Source organism: Streptomyces sp. NPDC006476 (assembly GCF_040612015.1).
Taxonomy (GTDB): Bacteria; Actinomycetota; Actinomycetes; order Streptomycetales; family Streptomycetaceae; genus Streptomyces; species Streptomyces griseorubiginosus_B.
This window is the reverse complement of sequence record NZ_JBEXPK010000051.1, coordinates 25,929-45,020: the sequence shown is the minus strand read 5'-3', so window position 1 is coordinate 45,020 and position 19,092 is coordinate 25,929. Positions and strand designations below refer to the sequence as shown.

Genomic DNA, 19,092 nt, shown 5'->3' with positions numbered 1-19,092 from the left:
CCGGTCAAACGTCTTCGGGGGGACGCGCGGGAGTTCTGCACTCATGCTGCGAACATCCTGTGACCACGCTCGTCACCCCTGCTCCCGACGGACGAGGACGCGCTGGCCCAGCAGCGCGAGCGCGATCGCCGCCACGACGCCCGCCCACGCGAGGGGGCCGAGCGGGGTGCAGCCGAACAGATTGCTGACGCCCGGGGTCTGGACCAGGGCCACCAGAACGACGGCCGACCCCAGGGAGGTGAACCGCACCAGGGGGCTGTCCCGGCGGTCCAGCAGGGTCTGCGCCAGCTGCGTGCCGACCACACCGCACAGGGCCATGGTGCTGGAGCGGCGCCCGGTGCCCGGGGTGAACCGGCCGAACAGCCAGGCGACGAGCGCGCCCAGCGTGGTCCCGATGGCCCGGTGCCGGATCTGCCGGATCAGCGGCGCGCCCAGCACGTCGGAGGTGTCCTCCGGCGAGTCCGCGGTCGCCCGAATCGCCTCCTCGTCCGGCGTGACCGCCACCGCCATCGCCGGGAACAGGTCGGTGAACAGGTTGACCAGCAGCATCTGCCGGGTCGACAGGGGTGCCCGGCCACCCAGCAGGGTGCCCAGGATGCCGAAGCCCACCTCGCCCGCGTTGCCGCCGATCAGGATGGCGATGGCGTCGGCGACGCTGTGCCACAGGGCCCGCCCCTCGTGGACGGCGTCGATCAGCACCGACAGATCGTCCTCGGTCAGCACCAGGTCGGCGGCGTTGCGGGCGGCGGCCGAGCCACGGGCGCTGATGCCCACGCCGACGTCGGCTGCGCGGATCGCGGCGGCGTCGTTGGCACCGTCGCCGACCATGGCCACGACCCGGCCGGCGTCCCGGAACGCCTCGATGACCTGGAGTTTCTGCTCGGGCGCGACCCGGGCGACGACTCCCACGTCCCGCAGCATCGCCGCCCCGGCCGACCGGTCGGCCGCCGTCAGCTCCTCGCCGGTGACAACGGCCGTGTCCGCCGGCCAGCCCAGCTCCTCGGCGATGCTGCGGGCGGTCTGCGGATGGTCCCCGGTGAGCATGACGGGCCGTACGCCCGCCTCGCTCAGGCCATGGATCAGCGCGGGCGAGGTCTCCCGGGGCGCGTCGGCGAGCGCCAGCAGGCCGGTGAACTCCAGGTCCCCGAGCGGCGCGTCGAGTACGTCGGCGTCCTGAGCGCCGTCGTCGAGGCACCGCTCGGCCACGGCCAGGACCCGCAGTCCGTCGGCGGCAAGGGCATGCGCCGTGTCCCAGGCGTGGGAGGGCAGTTCGGAGCAGGCGGGCAGTACCGTCTCCGGGGCGCCCTTGACCACGAACGTGCGCGGTCCCTCGCCGACCCGGCCGACCGCGGCGGCGTATCCGCGGGCGGCCTCGAACGACAGCGCTTCGAGCTGGGTCCACTCGGGGTCGGGCCCGGCGGCGTCGAGCACGGCCTCGTCGGTGGCGTGCACCGGGCGGTCCGTACCGCCGTTGAGCCGCGGACAGGCGCGGGCGGCGGAGCGCAGCGTCTGGGTCTCGGTCGCGTCGGCGGCGGCGAGGACCTCGCCGTCGGTCTCGGCGACACGGGCCAGCCTCAGCCGGTTCTCGGTGAGCGTGCCGGTCTTGTCGAAGCAGATGGTGTCCATCCGGCCCAGCGCCTCCAGCGTGCGCGGGGTGCGCACGAGGACACCGCGCCGGCTCAGCCGCCGGGCCGCCGCAAGCTGTGCCACGGTCGCCACCAGCGGCAGCCCCTCGGGTACGGCGGCCACCGCGACGGCCACTCCCCCGCTGACCGCCTCGCGGATGGGCGTACCGCGCAGCAGTGACAGCGTGGTGACCGCGGCCCCGCCGGCCAGCGTCAACGGCAGGGCGCGACGGGTGAGTTCCTGCAGCCTGCCCTGCACGCCCGGCGCCGGAGGGGTACGGGCGGCGAGGTGGACGGCGCGGGCGGCCTCGGTGCGCTCGCCGGTGTCCACCACGACGGCGCGGGCGTTGCCGGCCGCGACGGTGGTGCCCTCGAAGACCATGCAGCGGCGTTCGGCGACCGCCGCATGCGGGGTGGAGTCGACCTGTTTCTCCACCGGCAAGGACTCGCCGGTGAGCGCGGACTCGTCGACCTCCAGACCGTCCTGCCACAGCAGCCGGGCGTCGGCGGGCACCACGTCGTCGGTCTTGAGCTCGATGATGTCGCCGGGCCGGAGCCTGGCCGCGTCGACGGTCCGGGGTTCGTCCTCGGCGTCGTCCTCCGGGGGCGCGACCCGTGCCTTCTGCTTCTGGCCGGCCAGCAGACTGGACAGGGCCTGGTCGGCGCGCAGCCGTTGGACTCCGCCGACGAGGGCGTTCAGGTCGAGCGCGCCGACGACCAGCAGGGCGTCCACGGCGGACCCGAGGATCGCCTCGGCGGCCGAGCCGACGGCCAGGACCGGGGTGAGCGGATCGTCCAGTTCCTCGCGCACCGCGTGGAAGAGCTGCCCCGACCAGCGCAGGGGCACCAGCAGGGGGTGCCCGGTGCCGGGCTCGTCGGCCGGTTGCGGCTCCGGCTCCTGCTCGTGCGGTGTCCCCTCGAGCCTGGTCCGGACGTCCTCGGCGTCCAGTTCGTGCCAGGCGACGCGGGGACGCGGATGCGGGACGGGTGTCGCGGCCACCCGCAGGGCCGAGCGTGCCCCCGAGAACAGGGCCACCGCGGCGCCCACGTCGACCGGGGTGTGCCGCAGGCCGGGCCAGGGCGTGCGGCTGGGTTTGCGGGTCTCGCCGACGGCCACCAGCAGCCCGGACAGCGCGGCACCGGAGCGGGCCAGGACCTGGGCGCGGCGGCCCACCCCTCGGGCGGCGGGGATGGCGGTGAGCAGTCGCCACACGTCGGTCAGGCCGTGCAGGGCCAGTACGTCCGCTCCCCAGACGACGGCGCTGTCGTGGTCGGCGAGGGCGACGGCGATGTCACCGCCGAGGAGCCCGGCCAGGACGTCCGTGTCGTCCGCCGACCAGGGGCGGGCGACCGTGACGACGGTGTCGCCCTCCTCGCGCAGCTCACGCACCACCTCGCTCAGCGGCCGGTCGCGCGAGACCACCCGGTCGGCGAGGCCCGCGATGTCGGACAGGGCGGGGTCGTCGACCAGCACGACGCTCAGCCCGGCGCGCCGGGCCGCGTCCAGCACCGGCTCGGCCCACGCGTCCGCTTCGCCGTCCGGATCGAGCAGCGCGCTCGGGTGCAGGACGACCGTGCCGGCCATCTCCAGCTCGCGCAGCCGTTCGGTGTTGCGCACCAGGACGCCCCCACGGGACAGGGTGGTGCTCAGGACGGCGTGAAAGGCGGCGGGCCCGTAGCGCGCGGCCTTGGGGGAACCCGCGAGGACCGCTTCGGCGGCCTCCGTCCCGTTGTGTTTGACCAGCATGGTGGCCACCGCGCCGAGCAGACTGCCGGCCGAGGCGTTGGTGGCGTACTCCTGCGCCGGGGAGGTGCGCAGGGGCGGACGGGGTGAGTGGCCGGCGGCGACGCCCGGACGCCCGGGTGAACACACGTCGTCGTGCACCGTCTCGAAGGCGGCCGTGCGCGCCACGGTCTCCGCCAGCTGGAGGCTGCGCAGGACGCCGTCGAGCACCAGGGCCGTCGGTGTCCTGCCGGCGCCGTGCGCGGCCGCGTTCAGGACCGCCAGCAGCAGGTCCATCCGGGTGCGACCGAGCCGGTCGCGCAGCCAGCCGCGCACGGAGGGGTTCTCGCGCAGCAGCGTGACCAGGGCGGTCACCTGGCGCGGTGAGGGCGGCAGGCGCAGCAGGTATCCGGCCACGCCGATCGCTATGCCGGCGGCGTCGGCGCCGAGCGCCTCGGCCGCGGCCCGGACCCCGGCGGGATCCGCCGGATGCCCGAAGTCCTCGACGTCCTCGTCGGTCTGGGTCAGTCCGTGCCGGGCGGCGAGGTCGACCGCCTCGTCCACGACCCGGTCGCCGGCCTCCTCCTCCACGGCGGCCACCACCAGCCGCTCCAGCCCTCCGTCCCAGTAGGCGAAGGCCACGTCCGGGTGCTCGGCGAGCGCCTCGACGACCCGTCGGATCCGGTGCTCCCGCCCGCCGTCCGCGAGGTCGGGGTCCGGGTCTGCCGGTCGCAGGGCGAGGTGGGCGCGGGCGCCGGACCGCCAGGGGCGTGGACCGCGCGGCAGCGAGGCGCGGACGGCGCATACGACGTACTTCGCGCCGTCCGCGCCTTGTACACCTGCGCGGGCCGTGCCGGCCGCCGCCCCGGCGGCCGCACCCATCGCGGGCGCGGCCCCGCGTACCAGCAACCGGGGCCCGACCGCCGCCCATCCCACCAGAGCGACGGCCGGACGTGACAGCGCTCCCAGCACCATCGCGCGCCCTCAGTCGGTCGTGCGGTGGGGCTGCTCCTGCGCGTCGCTCCGCCCCGTGAGGGGCTCGGCCGGACCGGGGGCTCCGGGATCCGGTGCCGTCGGTCCGGGAACATCGGCGGCCGGGCCTGGCGCGGCGGGGGCCGCCTCGGCGCCCGGGTGCGGGGAGATGGGCCCGGGGGCGTCGGTGACCGGGGCGGTTCCCGTGGGTGCCGACTCGGCGCCCGGAGGTGTGGGTGTCGGTCCCAGCGGTGCCGTCACCTCGGTGACGGGCGGCGGTACGGCCCCGCCGGCCGTCGGTTCCGTGCCGACGGGCGTGCTCATCGCCTCCTCCACCGCGGGTGCGCCGTCCTCGGCGCTCACCGCGTTCCCGCCGCTGGGCTGCTTCGGCCGTGGCTGCGTCAGCCAGGCCACCGCCGCACCGGTGACGGCGACGGGCCACTCCACGACGCCCGCGACACCCAGTACACCCGCGCCCGCGTACACCGCCATCCGCCGCCCGCGCGGCGACACCGCTCCGACCTTGTCCAGGGCCCCCTCGGTCGCCCTGCTCACCATTCCCGCGCCGGGCACCTTCCGCAACACGGACGCCGCGTTACGCAGCGGCTCCGGGAGGGTGGCCGACGACGACTGTCGCTCCTGCCGAGCCATGACTGTCCTCGATCCGTATGACGTCGCTCGCCTAAACACGTCGGGTTCCCACTCACAGCCTGGTCACCCGGTCGGAGTAAGCGCAATTCGGGCGCGGCGCCCGAAGTCGGGCACTTCGCCCGCGGCTTCCCGGGAGGGCGTCAACCCGTCGCACAGGCCGTCCCGTTGAGCGTGAAGCGGGACTTCAGCAGCACGCGCGCGTGCGTGCGAGTCGCCGCGCGCCTCTCGGCGCCCTGGCCGCCCTCGGGCTCACGTCAGCCATGATCACGACACACGGGAGCGCCTCTACGGCAGCGGCGACCTCGGCACCGGCGGCGTCCGCGGCGACAGCGCGACCCTGAAGAAGATCACGGTCGTCGGTGACCGGCGCCGAGCCGCCCAAGAACGGCACTGGTCCTGACGGGACCTGCTGCAAGTACTCCAGCTCGGACATCACCTATAAGTAGGCGCCGTTAAGTAGGCGCCGTTCGTTCGTACGGCCGCCGTGTCATCGGGTGACGGCTCCGGTGATCTCCCGCTGGTACCGCGCGTAGGCGGTGCGCAGGGCCGCGCCCGGCCAGTGGGCGGGGAGCAGTTCGGGGGGCAGTACGGGATCGGCGAGCAGATGGCGTACGACCGCCGCGAAGGCCGTGAAGCGGTCGGCCGGGAGATCGGCCTCGGCGAGATGGGCGAGGAGGGCGCGAGCCGTGGCGGCCCAGGCGTCCAAGGGCCACAGGGCGGCGGCCAGTTCACGCGCGGGACGGTCGGGCCGGGCGGTGTAGGACTGGGCCACCGGTGCCAGCTCCTCCTCCGGCACGCGGCGGATCAGGTTGGCGGGGCGCAGCCAGACGCCCTCGCGGAGTTCGGCCAGTCGCAGAGCGGTGAGGCGGGCGCGCAGGTCGGCCCGTTCGGCGGGGCCGCGGCCCGTCGCCGTGATCACCACCATCTCCCAGTCGCCGTCCCACGCGCGCGTGCGGGCGTCCACGGCCTCGTCCTGGCGGCGCTGGCGGGCCAGGAGCCGGTCGCTGAGCCGGTAGACGGAGTCCGCGCGCCGCAGGTCACCGGCGTTCACCATGCGGCTGAGCGCGGCACGCAGCGTGGAGCCGCCGACCCCGAACGGCTCCACCACGCGGACCAGGTCCTTCACCGGAAGCTCCGGCGGATGCGTGCCCAGCAGCAGGCTCAGCACGACCGACCGCGCGGACAGCGGCCGCAGGTCGACCTCGCCGGACGGCTCTGACACGTTCATGCGCATGGGCACGTACTGTACGTGCGCCTCCCTGTTGCAACATTGCTACGGTCGAAGAAAAGGTGCAACATGGCCGCATGGCCTCGACACCCACGCCCGCGCACGCGACCCATGACGTCACCAACCAGCCGCCCCCGTTGACGCCCTACGACGCCGCCCGGGACACCGCCCTGCTCGAGGGGCTGCGCCGGGAGGGCGCCGGGTGGGCCGAGGAGGAGATCCGCCGGCTCGGCCTGCGGGCCGGCAGCGCCGAGGCGCAGGAGTGGGCCGAACTGGCCAACGTGCACGAACCGGTGCTGCGCACGCACGACCGGTACGGCAACCGGATCGACGAGGTCGAGTTCCACCCGAGCTGGCACCACCTGATGCGGGCCGCCGTAGCGGAGGGGCTGGCGGGCGCGCCCTGGGCGGACGCCCGCCCCGGCGCCCATGTCGTGCGCACGGCGGGCGGACTGGTGTGGGGGCACACCGAGGCCGGGCACGGCTGTCCGACGTCGATGACGTACGCGGCCGTTCCCGCCCTGCGTGCCCAGCCGGAACTGGCCAAGATCTACGAACCCCTTCTGACCGCCAGGGACTACGACCCGGAGCTGCGGGTCCCGACCGAGAAGCCCGGTCTGCTCGCCGGCATGGGGATGACCGAGAAACAGGGCGGCTCGGACGTCCGCACGAACACCACCGTGGCGACCCCGACCGCCGAGCCCGGCGTGTACACCCTGCGCGGGCACAAGTGGTTCACCTCGGCCCCGATGTGCGACGTGTTCCTGGTGCTGGCGCAGGCTCCGGAGGGGCTCTCCTGCTTCCTGGTGCCGCGGATCCTGCCGGACGGCAGCCGCAACACCTTCCGCATCCAGCGCCTGAAGGACAAGCTGGGCAACCGCTCCAACGCCTCCTCCGAGCCGGAGTTCGACGGAACCGTGGCCTGGCTGGTCGGGCCCGAGGGCCGGGGCGTGAAGACGATCATCGAGATGGTCAACTGCACCCGCCTGGACTGCGTGATGATGTCGGCCACGCTGATGCGCAAGACGCTGGTCGAGGCGGGCCACCATGTGCGCCACCGCAGCGCGTTCGGGGCGCGGCTGATCGACCAGCCGCTGATGCGCAACGTCCTGGCCGACCTGGCGCTGGAGTCCGAGGCCGCCACGACGCTCACCCTGCGGCTGGCCGGGGCCGCCGACCGGGCGGTCCGCGGCGACGCGGGCGAGGCGGCCTTCCGGCGGATCGCGACGGCCGTCGGCAAGTACTGGGTCACCAAGCGGGGCCCGGCCTTCACCGCGGAGGCCCTGGAGTGCCTGGGCGGCAACGGCTACGTCGAGGAGTCCGGCATGCCCCGCCACTACCGCGAGGCACCCCTGCTGTCGATCTGGGAGGGCTCGGGGAACGTCAACGCCCTGGACGTGCTGCGGGCGCTCAGGCGCGAACCCGCCACCGCCCACGCCCTGTTCGACGAACTCGCCCTGGCGCGCGGCGCGGACGCCCGGCTGGACGCGGCCGTGGTCCGGCTGGAGGGACTGCTGGCCGCCGGGTCCGAGGCCGGTGCGCGCCGGCTGGTGGAGCTGATGGCCCTGGCCCTGCAGGCCTCCCTGCTGGTCCGGCACGCCCCGCCCGCCGTCGCCGACGCCTTCTGCGCGACCCGGCTGGGCGGCGACTGGGGCCACTCCTTCGGCACCCTGCCCGAGGGCGCCGGCGTGGACACGATCCTGGAGCGCGCACTGCCCGCCGACGGCTGAAACCGAGCCCCGGACTGCGCCACCCCCCGATTCCACTGCGTTGTCAGTGGCGTGGTGCACACTCGCGATCAGTTGGCACTGCGCCTGGGGGAGGACAACGTGTTCACGGGGATCGACGAGGTCGACTGGGCCTCGCTGCGGCATGCGTACGGCAGCGCGGAGGACGTGCCCGGACTGCTGAGGGGGCTGGCCTCGGCGGACCCGGCCGAGCGGGAGATCGCGCTCGACGGGATGTACGGCGCGGTGCACCACCAGGGTGACGTCTACGACTCGACCCTGGCCTGCATTCCCTTCCTGTTCGCCCTGGTCGGGAGCAGGGCGGTGGAGGAGCGGGGCGGCGTCGTGGAACTCCTGGTCAGCATCGGGCAGGACGGCGAGGACCGGGAGGCCGCCTCCGACACCTACGCGATGGCGTGCACCGCGGTCCGTGCGGGAGCCGAGGTCTTCGCCCGGCTGACGGGGGATCAGGACCCCGAGGTGCGGCGGGCGGCGGTCGGCGCGCTGGTGCGGTTTCTCGAGGAACCGGAGCGCGTTCTCGGTCTGTTGCGGGAGCGGATCACCGTCGAGCGGGACGACCGGGTCCTGCTCGCCCTCACCGAGAGCCTCGGCGTCTTCGCCCGCCGACACCCGGGGTACGCCGCCGAGGCGGTGGATCTGCTGACGGCCCGGAGCGCGCCGTCGTTCGGCCCGGCACTGCGGCTGGCCGCGCTCGGCCAGCTCGCGGGCTGCGCGCCCGAGCGGCTGCCGACCGACCTGGTGACCACGGTCGTACGGCTGCTGCGGGACCGGTCGGAGCGGCCGTCGGGCCGGTCACAGGAGCCCGACCGGCCCGACACCGACACGCTCGTCGGCCATCTGCGGCGACTGCGGCCCTCGGACGAGGAGGGCTCCCAGCTGCTGCGGACCCTGCACTCCGCGCTCGACGACCGGGTGAGCGACCGGATCGCCCTGCTGGTGGGGCAGTTGAACAGTCCGGCGTCGACGGACCGGGTCAACGCCGTGTGGATGTCGCCGGGACTGATGCGGGAGTGGCGTGCCGACTACCGGGAGCCGGTGGCGCTGATCGGCGCCCAACTGGCGGCACCGGAGGACCGGTTGCGGGAGGCCGCACTGGCCGTCCTGGAAGACCTCTTCGAACTCGCCACTCCCGCCGCCGATCACCTGGCCGCGCTGGTGGAGTCCCGTCCGGACCTGTGGGTACGCCAGTGGGAGCGCGGGGCGCCTACGCTGGGCGACCCGGTCAAGGCCCTGGCCAGAAGCGGCGACGCGCGCGCCGTTCCGGTGCTGGCGGAGGTGCTGGACGGGCCGGTGGTACCGAACGACCTGGGCCATGTCATCACCCATCTCGGACCGGCCGCGACCCCGCTCGCCCCCGCCCTGCGACGCAGGCTCGGCGACATCCCGCTGGACTCCCCGGAGACGTACGACCGGGCGACACCCCTGCTGGCCGCGCTCGCGGCCCTCGCCGACGCGGAGTCCGTTCCCGAGGTGCTGCGGCTGTTGCTGGGGGTGCCTGACGGGCTGCGGCTGCGGGAGTCGGTGGTGGAGTCGGCGGTACGGGCCCTGGAGTCCTTCGGAGCGGGCGCGTACGCGGCGATCCCGGCGCTTCGGGGCCTGCTGGACACCGGGTCCGCGGTCGCCGCGGCCGGCGCGCTGTGGTCGGTGGAGGGGGACGCGGCTGCTGTACTGCCGGTCCTGGTGCGGGAGTTGACGAGCGGGCGGGGCAGACGGGCGGCGGAGACACTGGGGCGCCTGGGAGCGGCGGCCCGTACCGCGCTGCCGGAGCTGACCCGTATGACCGGATCCGACGAACTGTGGGAGCGGATGGCGGCCGCGTGCGCGGTGTGGCGCATCAGCGGGGACCCGGAGCCGGCCGTCCCCGTCCTGCGGGCCGCCTGGGCCCAGAACCCGCACACGCGCGTCCCGATAGCCACGTGCGTCGCGGAGCTGGGCCCCGAGGGCGCCCTCCTCCACGACCTGCTGCACACTGAACTGACCGCGAGGCGACGGCACCAGGCCGCGCTGGGCGGGTACGGCAGCCACGACATCCACGCCGACGAACAGCTGCTGCGGGTTTGTCGCGGGGCGGTTGGAGGGGTGTAGGGGACGAAGAGCGGGGCGGCGAGGGTCCACCCACGGCAAGTGCCGTCCGCCGGCCGCCCGGTCGCCCTGCCCTGCGCCGCTCCACCGCTCATGGCACTCGCCCACGACTGGCACTCGCCGCAGAGCACCGGCTTCAACGTGCCCTTCGTCGCCCCGTCACCGTGTCTTGCGCCCCCACAGCGGGCCGAAGCGGGACCACTCGGTGTCCCACTGGGCCATCCGGCGGCGTTCCAGGCGGCCGCACAGGACTCGGCCGCCCACGAAGGGGACCGCCGCCGCGCTGATGCCGACCAGGACGCCGATCAGGGATGCCCGCAGATGGGCCTGGGAGGCGGTGGCCGGCTTGGTGACCAGGTGGCCCTGGCGGTCCGACCAGATCGCGACCGTGGAGCCGGCCGGGCTGCCGGGATGGACCCGGACCTGCCCGGTGTGGCCGGAGCCGTCCGGCGCGGTCCAGCGGACCGTGCCCCAGACCTGGTCCCCGCTGGCCGTCCCGGTGCCGGTGGCCGCCTTCCCGGGTGCCTTCTCGATGAGCCGCGCCTCGATCTGGCGCCACTCCACCCGCTCACGGGCCAGCCCGTGCTCGACGGACTGGGTCGCCGCCAGACCGGCCAGTACCCCGGCGACCACGGTCACCAGCCAGGCACCCAGCACGACCCAGGCCTCCACCGTGTCGGCGCGACGCTTGAGCGGGTTGCGCCGCCAGCGCCACAGCCACACCTTCGGACCACGGAACGCCATCGAAGGCATCCTCCTCATGAGCACAACGATCCCCGACCTCCCTCCCATACGGGCGAAGGTCCCCTGATGCTCAGGGCGACTCCCCCTGTCTCGACGGTCGCACGAGTACCCCGCTCGCGCGGGCCTGTTCGTGAAAGAGGCCACAAGATCCCGGAGTCCGTCCCGCCGTCGCCGTCTGACCTGCGACGACGCGGTTTGGGAGGTGACTGTCAGTGGTGGGGTGCAGACTGGCCGGTGTCTGGGACAGAGACGTCGCGGAGGTGATCGGCATGACCGAGGTACTGCTCGCCGTAGGCACACGAAAAGGCCTGTTCATCGGGCGCAGGCGCGGGGACGAGTGGGAGTTCGACGAGAGTCCGTACTTCAACGCGCAGGCTGTCTATTCGGTGGCCATCGACACCCGCGGCGGCCGCCCGCGCCTGCTGGCCGGGGGCGACAGCTCGCACTGGGGGCCCTCCGTCTTCCACTCCGACGACCTGGGCCGCACCTGGACCGAACCGCCGCAGCCGGCCGTGAAGTTCCCCAAGGACACGGGCGCCTCGCTGGAGCGGGTGTGGCAGCTGCATCCGGCCGCCGCGGAGGACGACGTGGTGTACGCGGGCACCGAGCCGGCCGCGCTGTACCGCTCGGAGGACCGCGGGGAGACCTTCGAGCTGGTCCGTCCGCTGTGGGAGCACCCCACCCGGTCGAAGTGGGTGCCCGGCGGCGGCGGTGAGGGCCTGCACACCATCCTCACCGACCGGCGCGACCCGCGGTCGGTGACGGTCGCGGTCTCCACCGCAGGGGTGTTCAAGACCACGGACGGCGGCGCGAGTTGGACGCCCGCCAACTCCGGGGTCTCCGCGGTGTTCCTGCCGGATCCGAACCCGGAGTTCGGACAGTGCGTGCACAAGGTTGCCCGCGACGCGGCCAACCCTGACCGGCTGTATCTGCAGAACCACTGGGGCGTGTACCGAAGCGACGACGCGGGCGGCCACTGGACCGACATCGGCGAGGGACTGCCGTCCACCTTCGGCTTCGCGGCGGCCACCCATCCGCGGCACGGTGACACGGCGTACCTGTTCCCGATCAACGCCGACGCGGACCGGGTGCCGGCCGATCGCCGGTGCCGGGTCTTCCGCACGCAGGACGCGGGCAAGTCCTGGGAGCCGCTGTCGGCGGGCCTGCCCCAGGAGGACCACTACGGCACGGTGCTGCGGGACGCGATGTGCACGGACGACGCCGACCCGGCGGGCGTGTACTTCGGCAACCGCAACGGCGAGGTGTTCGCCTCGGCCGACGACGGCGACAGCTGGCGGCAGTTGGCCTCGCACCTGCCGGACGTCCTGTGTGTGCGGGCCGCGGTGGTCGGATGAGCCGTCAGGGGGGAACGGGGGGCCTTGGCCACCGGTTGATCTCCGCTGCCCGTACGGCAGTAGGGTGACGCGCGTGGCACCACGACCGTTGCATGAAATCGTCGAAGCGGGCTGGGCGCAGGCCCTGGAACCCGTCGCCGGGCGGATCGCCGACATGGGGGACTTCCTCAGGGCGGAGATCGCCGCGGGACGCACCTATCTCCCGGCCGGCCCGAATGTCCTCAGGGCCTTTCAACAGCCCTTCGACGACGTACGGGTCCTGATCGTCGGTCAGGACCCGTATCCGACGCCCGGACACGCGGTGGGGCTGTCGTTCTCGGTGGCTCCCGATGTGCGTCCGCTGCCGGGCAGCCTCATCAACATCTTCCGGGAGCTGAACACCGACCTGGGCCTGTCCCAGCCCTCCACCGGTGATCTGACGCCGTGGACGCAGCAGGGGGTGCTGCTGCTCAACAGGGCGTTGACGACGGCGCCCCGCAAGCCGGGTGCGCACCGTGGCAAGGGCTGGGAGGAGGTCACCGAGCAGGCGATACGCGCCCTCGCCGGGCGCGGCAAGCCGCTGGTGTCGATCCTGTGGGGGCGCGACGCGCGCAACCTGCGCCCGCTGCTCGGCAACCTCCCGTCGGTGGAGTCCGCCCACCCCTCCCCCATGTCCGCCGACCGCGGTTTCTTCGGCTCCCGTCCCTTCAGCCGCGCCAACGACCTGCTGGTCGGCATGGGCGGCCAACCGGTGGACTGGCGTCTGCCGTGACCGGCGGGCGCACCGGCGAGCGGGGTTCGGCCGGTGTTCTCGCCGTCGACTCGGGGGGCTCGGGGCTGCGGGTCGTCGTGGCCACGGGACAGGGTGCCGTGCTCGGGCAGCGTGAGTCGGCGGGGCCGGTACGGACCGGGGTGCGGGGGATCGACGCCGGGCACTTCATGGAGCGACTGGTGCCCTTGGTGCGGGCGTTGCTCGCCGACAGCGGGGTCTCGGAGGTGCGGGCGGCCGCTGTCGGGGCCGCCGGGCTCGCCACCCTCGGTGACGACCTGCGTGCCGGGCTTCCGGCGGCGCTGCGCGCGGAGTTCGGCGTTCCGGCCGTCGCTCTCGCCGCCGACGCGGTCACCGCGTACACCGGTGCGCTCGGGACGCGGCCCGGTGCCGTGATCGCCGCCGGCACGGGACTCATCGCCGTCGGTACGGATCTGCGGCGCTGGCGGCGCGCGGACGGCTGGGGGCATCTGCTGGGCGACTGCGGCAGCGGCGCCTGGATCGGCCGGGCCGGGCTGGAGGCCGCCCTGCGCACCCACGACGGGCGGCCTGGCGGATCGGCGGAACTGCTGGCCCGCGCCGAGGAGTTGTTCGGCCCGGCGTCCGGAATCCCCGGGCGCCTTTATCCCCGTACGGACCGGCCCGCCGTCCTCGCCTCCTTCGCGCCCCAGGTCGGGGCCTGCGCAGGGAGCGACGCCGTGGCCGCGGGCATCCTGCGCGCGGCCGCCCGGCACATGGCCGAGTCCGCGGCGGCCGTGTGCCCGGCCGAGGGCGAGCCGCACGTCGCCGTCACCGGGGGCGTGTTCAACCTGGGCTCCCCCCTCCTCGTACCGCTGGAGAAGGAGTTGACGAGGGCGCTGCCGAACGCCCGGCGGGTGGCAGCTGCCGGTGATCCGTTGAGCGGCGCCCTGCGCATCGCGGCCGACCTGGCCGCGGGCACGCTCACCCTGCCGGGTGACGCGACGATGTTGTCCGTGGTGACCGCAAAGGGGGACTGATCCCAAGGCTCCGCAATGCGCCCGGTTCGCACGGCGATCACCGGCGATTCCGGCGTAACTCATCAGACAAAACAGGACGGATACCGCTCACCTGCACCCTCCCCGAACGGGAGAGCCCAAGAAGCCAGTAACATGCGTCGCCATGAGCTCCCCCACTGGACCCGCGTCCGGCCTGCCAGTACGAATGCCGCGACCTCGCCAGCCCGGGCGGCACCGCCGACCCGAGCCGCTGGCGGCTCCCGAGGGCGCGCCCGCGCTCGTCCTCGCGGTGCCGGGCACTCCCGGCACCGCGACGCGCGGCCTCGCCGAGGAGGTCGTGAGCATCGCCCGCTCCGAGCTCCCCGGTCTGGACGCGCGCATCGCGTACCTGGACGGGGACGACACGGAGTTCCCGACGCTCCAGGGTGTGCTGGCGCACGCCGCTGAGGAGCGCACGGCCCGCTATGAGCAGGCCAAGGCCGCCGGCCTGGACATCAAGGAGCCCGACGGCCCGGTGGCGGTCGTGGTGCCGCTGCTGGCCGGCCCCGACAGCGCGCTGCTGCGCCGGATCCGCCAGGCCGTGATGGAGAGCCGTGTCGCGGCCGACCTGACGGATGTGCTGGGCCCGCACCCGCTGCTGGCCGAGGCGCTGCACGTGCGGCTGTCGGAGGCGGGGCTGGCCCGCGCCGACCGCGCCCGGCTGTTCACCGTGGCGACCGCGGCGGACGGCATCATCCTGGCCTCCGTGGGCGGTGACGAGGCCGTGCAGGCGGCCGGGATCACCGGCATGCTGCTCGCCGCGCGCCTCGCCGTGCCGGTGATGGCGGCGGCCCTGGACCAGGACGGTTCGATCGCCTCCGTGGCCGAGCAGCTGCGCTCCTCGGGCTCGCAGCAGCTGGCGCTGGCGCCGTACCTGATAGGGCCGGAGATCGACCCCGGTCTGATCGAGGAGGCGGCCAAGGAGGCGGGCTGCGCGGCCGCCGAGGCGCTGGGCCCCTACCCGGCCATCGGCAAGCTCGCGCTCGCCAAGTACACGACCACCCTTGGCATCGCCCCGCAGCAGCCGCAGGGAGCGCCGGTCCGCTGATCCGTACCGCACGACGTGACACTGCCGAAGGGCCCGCTCCGCTGTCCGGAGCCGGGCCCTTCGGCGTTCGTCTCCGCGTGGCTCAGTCGAGGACGACGCAGGACGCGGCCGGCACCTCGATCGAGCCCTCGTAGCGCGGCAGACCGGTGTCCGGGTCGACGGCGAACCAGGTCACGTCCCCGGAGCGCTCGTTCGCCGCGTAGAGGAAGCCCTCCGACTCGGTGAGGTCGCGGGGCCAGTGGCCGCCGCAGGAGACCGTGCCGATCAGCCGCAGCTCCTCGCCCTCGATGACGAAGGTGGACAGGACGTCCTCGCCGCGGGTGGCGATCCACACGAAGCGGCCGTCGGGCGAGGCGACGATCCCCGAGGGGTAGGCGTCGCCGGCCGGAGCGGCGGGCAGTACCTGGGTCTCGGTCAGCGGTTTGAGGGTGCCGTCCTCGGCGTCCCAGTGACAGGCGGTGACGGTGGGGGTGAGCTCGTTGACGACGTACGCTCGCGTGCCGTCCGGGTGGAAGGCCAGGTGGCGGGGCCCGGAGCCGGGGCGCAGGGCGATCTCGCGGTGCACGGTGAGCTCGCCGTCCGTCAGGGCGCACACGCGCACCGAGTCCGTGCCGAGGTCGACGCTGACGGCCCAGCGGCCGCTGGGGTCGGGCTGCACCTGGTGGGCGTGCGGGCCCTGCTGGCGGCGGTTGTGGGGACCGGATCCGGTGTGCCGGAGCACGGCGGACGGGGCGTCGGCGAGGGTGCCGTCGGGACGCAGCGGTACGGCGGTGACGCTGCCGGAGCCGTAGTTGGCGGTCAGGACGTGCCCGGCGTGGAGGCTGAGGTGAGTGGGGCCCTGCCCGCCGACCGGCACCGGCGCCCCGGCCCGCTCGAGCCGGTCCTCGGCGACCCGGTAGGCGGCCACCGCGCCCTCACTGGTCTCGCTCACCGCGTACAGGAGGCCCCCGCCGGGCGCCAGGGCCAGGTACGACGGGTCGGGTACGCCGTCCACGCTGCTCAGGGCGGTCAGCGCGCCGCCGCTCGCGGCCACGGCCGCCGTCACGATCCCCGGCCCTCCCGCCGCCGTGAACGACCCGATGAAGGCCCTCCGCCGCCGCTCGCCGCCATCCGTCACCGCAGTCCCCTCTCGGTTCTGTGCCGCTGGGGGTGACGGTAGCAGTCGATCACGTGCGGTCTAGACCAGAGTGGGGACTGTTCCTGTCGTGCGGGTGAATGTTCAGGCGCCGGCCGGCGGGGATCAGGACGGTGTGCGCAGGGGCGTGGCGAGTTCCGCGAGGGCGCGTTCCACGCCGTGCAGGTGGGCCAGGGCGCCCGCGGCGGGGGGCTCGGGCGCGAGGGCGACCTGGCGGGTTCCGTCGCCGGTGAGGGCCTCGACCGCGGCCTCGACGCGCCAGCAGGCCGCGGCGAGGCGGGCGTCGTGGGAGGCCTCCGGGTCGGCGGCGACCGAGACCAGGCCGCGGATCTCGCGGGCGCAGTCGTCGAGGAGGGCCAGTACCCGGCGGGCGCGTCGCTTGCGGCCGAGCATCGGGTTGAGCGGGTGCACGAGGGGGGCGACGGACAGTCGTACACGACCCAGCAGCTGCTCCAGCTCGGCCACCCTGGAAGCGGGGTCGGCGTCCGGGGAGCCCGCGAGGCGGGCCGCGGCCTCCGCCGTACAGGCGTGCACACAGCGCAGGGCCCGCTGGATCCAGGCGTCGGTGGTGAGGTGCGTGGTGACCGGGAGGACGAACAGGACGGCGAGCGCGGCGCCCAGCGCGCCGACGCCGGTCTCCGCCAGGCGCAGGGCCAGCAGGCCCGGGGTGAGCACGCCCAGGAGGCCGTAGAGGAGCTCGGCGAGGAGGGTCACGCAGAGCATCATCCAGGTGTACGAAACGGCCGCCGAGTAGAAGATCCCGAAGACGCAGCCGGCGAGCAGGACGGCCGTGGGCAGGCCGGCCCCGTCCACCGGTACGGCGATCAGGACGCCGAGGCCGATGCCGATCACCGTGCCGAGGACCCGGCGGAAGCCTCGGACCAGTGTCTCGCCGCGCGAGGCGGTGTTGACGAAGATCCACCAGGTGGCGCCGACGGCCCAGTACCAGCGCTGCCCGGACACCAACTGGCCCACGACCAGGGCGAAGCCCGCGCCGGCGGTCGCCTGGACGGCCTGGCGCGTGGTCACGCGGGCGAGGCCGGTGCCGGCCGGTGGGGCGGGCGCGGGGGGCATGCGGTCCTCGTAGCACCACAGGCCGAACCGCACCGCCGCCGCGCTCAGCAGGGACAGGACGACGGCGGCGGACAGCTCGGGCAGCCGCGCGGCGGTGGCGTGCAGGAACTGGGCCACGAAGAAGGTCATGAACGCGAAGACGCCGAGGCTGTGTCCGCGCGGGCCCCAGCGGCGCGCGTACACGCCGGCGCCGACGACCGCGAGGAAGGTGAGGTCGCGGGCCACCGGGTGGTCGTGCAGCTCCGCCGCGGCGGCGAGCACCGGCAGGCCGACGGCGGGCAGCAGCGCGGTGGTGACGGCCTGTCCGCGGACCGTGGCGTCGGCGACGGTGAACAGGGCGAGCAGCGCGGCCAGCCCGCCGGTGACGGCGCCGACGAGGGACAGTCCGGCCAGCGCGCACACGACGACGGCGAGACCGATGCCGACGACGGCCCGGCCGGCGAACCGCAGCCGGACGCGCCCCGGATCAGGAGCCACGAACACCCGCTTCAGCACTGCTTCCCGCCCCCTTGAACCACGGCGAGCCGCGGCGAACCACGGCATGGAAAAGGCGCCGCGGGGTCCGCAGCGCCATCGACGCGCCTATTGCAGCATCCGCCCCGCTCCTGGCTCAAGCGGCTCCGCCTATGCTGGGCCATTGGTACAGCGAGAACGGTTCGGGGGCGGCCACGGGCGAGCCAACGGACCAGGCACGAGGAGAGCCCGCCGATGGCCGTCGACGAACTGGACACCCGCATCCTGCGGCTGCTGCTCAAGCAGCCCCGCACGAGCGTGCGCGAGTACGCCCGCATCCTGGGCGTCGCCCGCGGCACGCTGCAGGCCCGTCTCGACCGGCTGGAACGGGACGGCGTGATCACCGGGACCGGCCCGGTGCTCTCCCCTGCCGCCCTCGGCCACCCCGTCCTCGCGTTCGTCCACATCGAGGTCACCCAAGGGCACCTGGACGACGTGGGGGACGCGCTGGCCACCGTCCCGGAGATCGTCGAGGCCTTCTCCATCACCGGTGGCGGCGATCTGCTGACCCGGGTGGTGGCGCGGGACAACGCCCATCTCGAGGACGTGATCCAGAAGCTGATCAGCCTGCCCGGTGTCGTGCGCACCCGCACCGAGGTCGCCCTGCGCGAGCGCGTTCCGCAACGGCTGCTGCCGTTGGTCGAGTCGATCGGCCGGTCGGCCCGGACATGACCTTTGCCATGCCGGACATGACCTTTGCCATGCTGGGCGCATGAGCAAGCTCGGCACTCTCTCGGTCATCTTCGATCTCGACGGAACGCTCGTGGACAGCGAGCCGAACTACTACGAAGCGAGCCGCCGGACCCTCGCCGAGCACGGTGTCCCCGGATTCACCTGGACCGAGCACGAGCGGTACGTCGGCGTGAGCACGCAGGAGACGGCACAGCTGTGGAAGCGGGAGTACGGCCTGACGGCCCCCGCCGACGAACTGCTCGCCGCGACGAACCGCCGTTATCTGCTGCTGGCCCGCACCGCCACGCGCGTGTACCCGGAGATGCGCGAGTTCGTGGAGCTGCTCGCGACCGAGGACGTGCCGATGGCCGTGGCCTCGGGTTCGTCACCGGAGGCCATCGAGGCGATCCTCGCGGGCACGGGCCTGGACGCGTATCTGCGTACGGTCGTCTCGGCCGACGAGGTGCCCCACGGAAAGCCCGCGCCGGACGTCTTCCTGGAGGCCGCCCGGCGCCTCGGGGCCTCCCCGGCGGACTGCGTGGTGGTGGAGGACGCGGCACCCGGCGCGGCCGCCGCGCACGCGGCCGGGATGCGTTGCATCGCCGTCCCCTACCTCATCGCGCAGGCCGACGCCCCGCAGTTCGCCACCGCGGACCTGCTCCTGCGCGGCGGCCAGCCGGAGTTCACGGCGAGGGCCGCGCACGACTGGCTGGTGCGATCGGCGCGTTGACGGCGGCAACGGCGTCGATGAGCATGAT

14 protein-coding genes and 1 pseudogene are annotated in these 19,092 nt (G+C 74.2%); 9 read left to right on the top strand and 6 right to left on the bottom strand.

The window, feature by feature from the left end; all coding sequences use genetic code 11:
* Positions 1 to 72: 72 nt before the first annotated feature.
* Both ABZZ74_RS38610 and ABZZ74_RS38605 read right to left on the bottom strand, forming a co-directional pair.
* Complete coding sequence (locus ABZZ74_RS38610) at positions 73 to 4,323, bottom strand: cation-translocating P-type ATPase (protein WP_356773169.1); 4,251 nt, start codon at positions 4,321 to 4,323, stop codon at positions 73 to 75.
* A gap of 9 nt (positions 4,324 to 4,332) precedes the next feature.
* A complete protein-coding gene (locus ABZZ74_RS38605; RefSeq protein ID WP_356773167.1) occupies positions 4,333 to 4,971 on the bottom strand; it encodes a hypothetical protein in 639 nt (212 codons plus the stop codon).
* 356 nt (positions 4,972 to 5,327) lie between these two features.
* Here ABZZ74_RS38605 and ABZZ74_RS38600 point away from each other — a divergent pair.
* A pseudogene (locus tag ABZZ74_RS38600) lies at positions 5,328 to 5,417 on the top strand (pectate lyase); the annotation flags it as partial.
* Positions 5,418 to 5,458: 41 nt separating this feature from the next.
* On the opposite strand, the gene ABZZ74_RS38595 reads toward ABZZ74_RS38600, so the two are convergent.
* The gene (locus ABZZ74_RS38595) at positions 5,459 to 6,205 is read right to left on the bottom strand and encodes a PaaX family transcriptional regulator C-terminal domain-containing protein (protein ID WP_356773165.1); all 747 of its coding nucleotides are present in this window, start codon (positions 6,203 to 6,205) and stop codon (positions 5,459 to 5,461) included.
* Positions 6,206 to 6,276: 71 nt separating this feature from the next.
* On the opposite strand from ABZZ74_RS38595, the gene ABZZ74_RS38590 reads away from it, so the two are divergent.
* Entirely contained in the window at positions 6,277 to 7,929 is a 1,653-nt protein-coding gene (locus ABZZ74_RS38590; RefSeq protein WP_356773163.1) for a DNA alkylation response protein, read from the top strand.
* 99 nt (positions 7,930 to 8,028) lie between these two features.
* Positions 8,029 to 10,032: a HEAT repeat domain-containing protein gene (locus ABZZ74_RS38585; protein ID WP_356773201.1), complete on the top strand. Its 2,004-nt coding sequence runs from the start codon at positions 8,029 to 8,031 to the stop codon at positions 10,030 to 10,032.
* 156 nt (positions 10,033 to 10,188) lie between these two features.
* On the opposite strand, the gene ABZZ74_RS38580 is transcribed toward ABZZ74_RS38585, so the two are convergent.
* Entirely contained in the window at positions 10,189 to 10,773 is a 585-nt protein-coding gene (locus ABZZ74_RS38580; protein ID WP_356773161.1) for a hypothetical protein, read from the bottom strand.
* Between the two features lie 269 nt (positions 10,774 to 11,042).
* Between ABZZ74_RS38580 and ABZZ74_RS38575 the strand changes: the two genes are divergently transcribed.
* The 4 genes from ABZZ74_RS38575 (at position 11,043) to ABZZ74_RS38560 (ending at position 14,940) form a co-directional block, all read left to right on the top strand.
* A complete protein-coding gene (locus ABZZ74_RS38575; RefSeq protein ID WP_356773159.1) occupies positions 11,043 to 12,128 on the top strand; it encodes an exo-alpha-sialidase in 1,086 nt (361 codons plus the stop codon).
* A 73-nt stretch (positions 12,129 to 12,201) separates the two neighbouring features.
* Complete coding sequence (locus ABZZ74_RS38570) at positions 12,202 to 12,879, top strand: uracil-DNA glycosylase (protein ID WP_133046836.1); 678 nt, start codon at positions 12,202 to 12,204, stop codon at positions 12,877 to 12,879.
* Positions 12,876 to 13,874 (top strand): BadF/BadG/BcrA/BcrD ATPase family protein, encoded by a 999-nt coding sequence (locus ABZZ74_RS38565; RefSeq protein WP_356773157.1) that lies wholly within the window; start codon positions 12,876 to 12,878, stop codon positions 13,872 to 13,874. The genes ABZZ74_RS38570 and ABZZ74_RS38565 overlap by 4 nt, the downstream gene beginning before the upstream one ends.
* Positions 13,875 to 14,016: 142 nt before the next feature.
* Positions 14,017 to 14,940, top strand: a complete 924-nt coding sequence (locus ABZZ74_RS38560; RefSeq protein WP_356773155.1) for a hypothetical protein — start codon at positions 14,017 to 14,019, stop codon at positions 14,938 to 14,940.
* An 82-nt stretch (positions 14,941 to 15,022) separates the two neighbouring features.
* Here ABZZ74_RS38560 and ABZZ74_RS38555 read toward each other — a convergent pair whose 3' ends face one another.
* Together ABZZ74_RS38555 and ABZZ74_RS38550 are read right to left on the bottom strand one after the other, a co-directional pair.
* Complete coding sequence (locus ABZZ74_RS38555; protein WP_356773153.1) at positions 15,023 to 16,057, bottom strand: lactonase family protein; 1,035 nt, start codon at positions 16,055 to 16,057, stop codon at positions 15,023 to 15,025.
* 123 nt (positions 16,058 to 16,180) lie between these two features.
* Positions 16,181 to 17,644 carry an FUSC family protein gene (locus ABZZ74_RS38550; RefSeq protein ID WP_356773151.1) on the bottom strand — a complete coding sequence of 488 codons (1,464 nt, stop codon included), beginning with the start codon at positions 17,642 to 17,644 and terminating at the stop codon, positions 16,181 to 16,183.
* A 213-nt stretch (positions 17,645 to 17,857) separates the two neighbouring features.
* Between ABZZ74_RS38550 and ABZZ74_RS38545 the strand changes: the two genes are divergently transcribed.
* Both ABZZ74_RS38545 and ABZZ74_RS38540 read left to right on the top strand, forming a co-directional pair.
* Positions 17,858 to 18,334: an Lrp/AsnC family transcriptional regulator gene (locus tag ABZZ74_RS38545; protein WP_356773149.1), complete on the top strand. Its 477-nt coding sequence runs from the start codon at positions 17,858 to 17,860 to the stop codon at positions 18,332 to 18,334.
* A 40-nt stretch (positions 18,335 to 18,374) separates the two neighbouring features.
* A complete protein-coding gene (locus tag ABZZ74_RS38540) occupies positions 18,375 to 19,064 on the top strand; it encodes an HAD family phosphatase (protein ID WP_356773147.1) in 690 nt (229 codons plus the stop codon).
* The last annotated feature ends 28 nt before the right edge of the window (positions 19,065 to 19,092 follow it).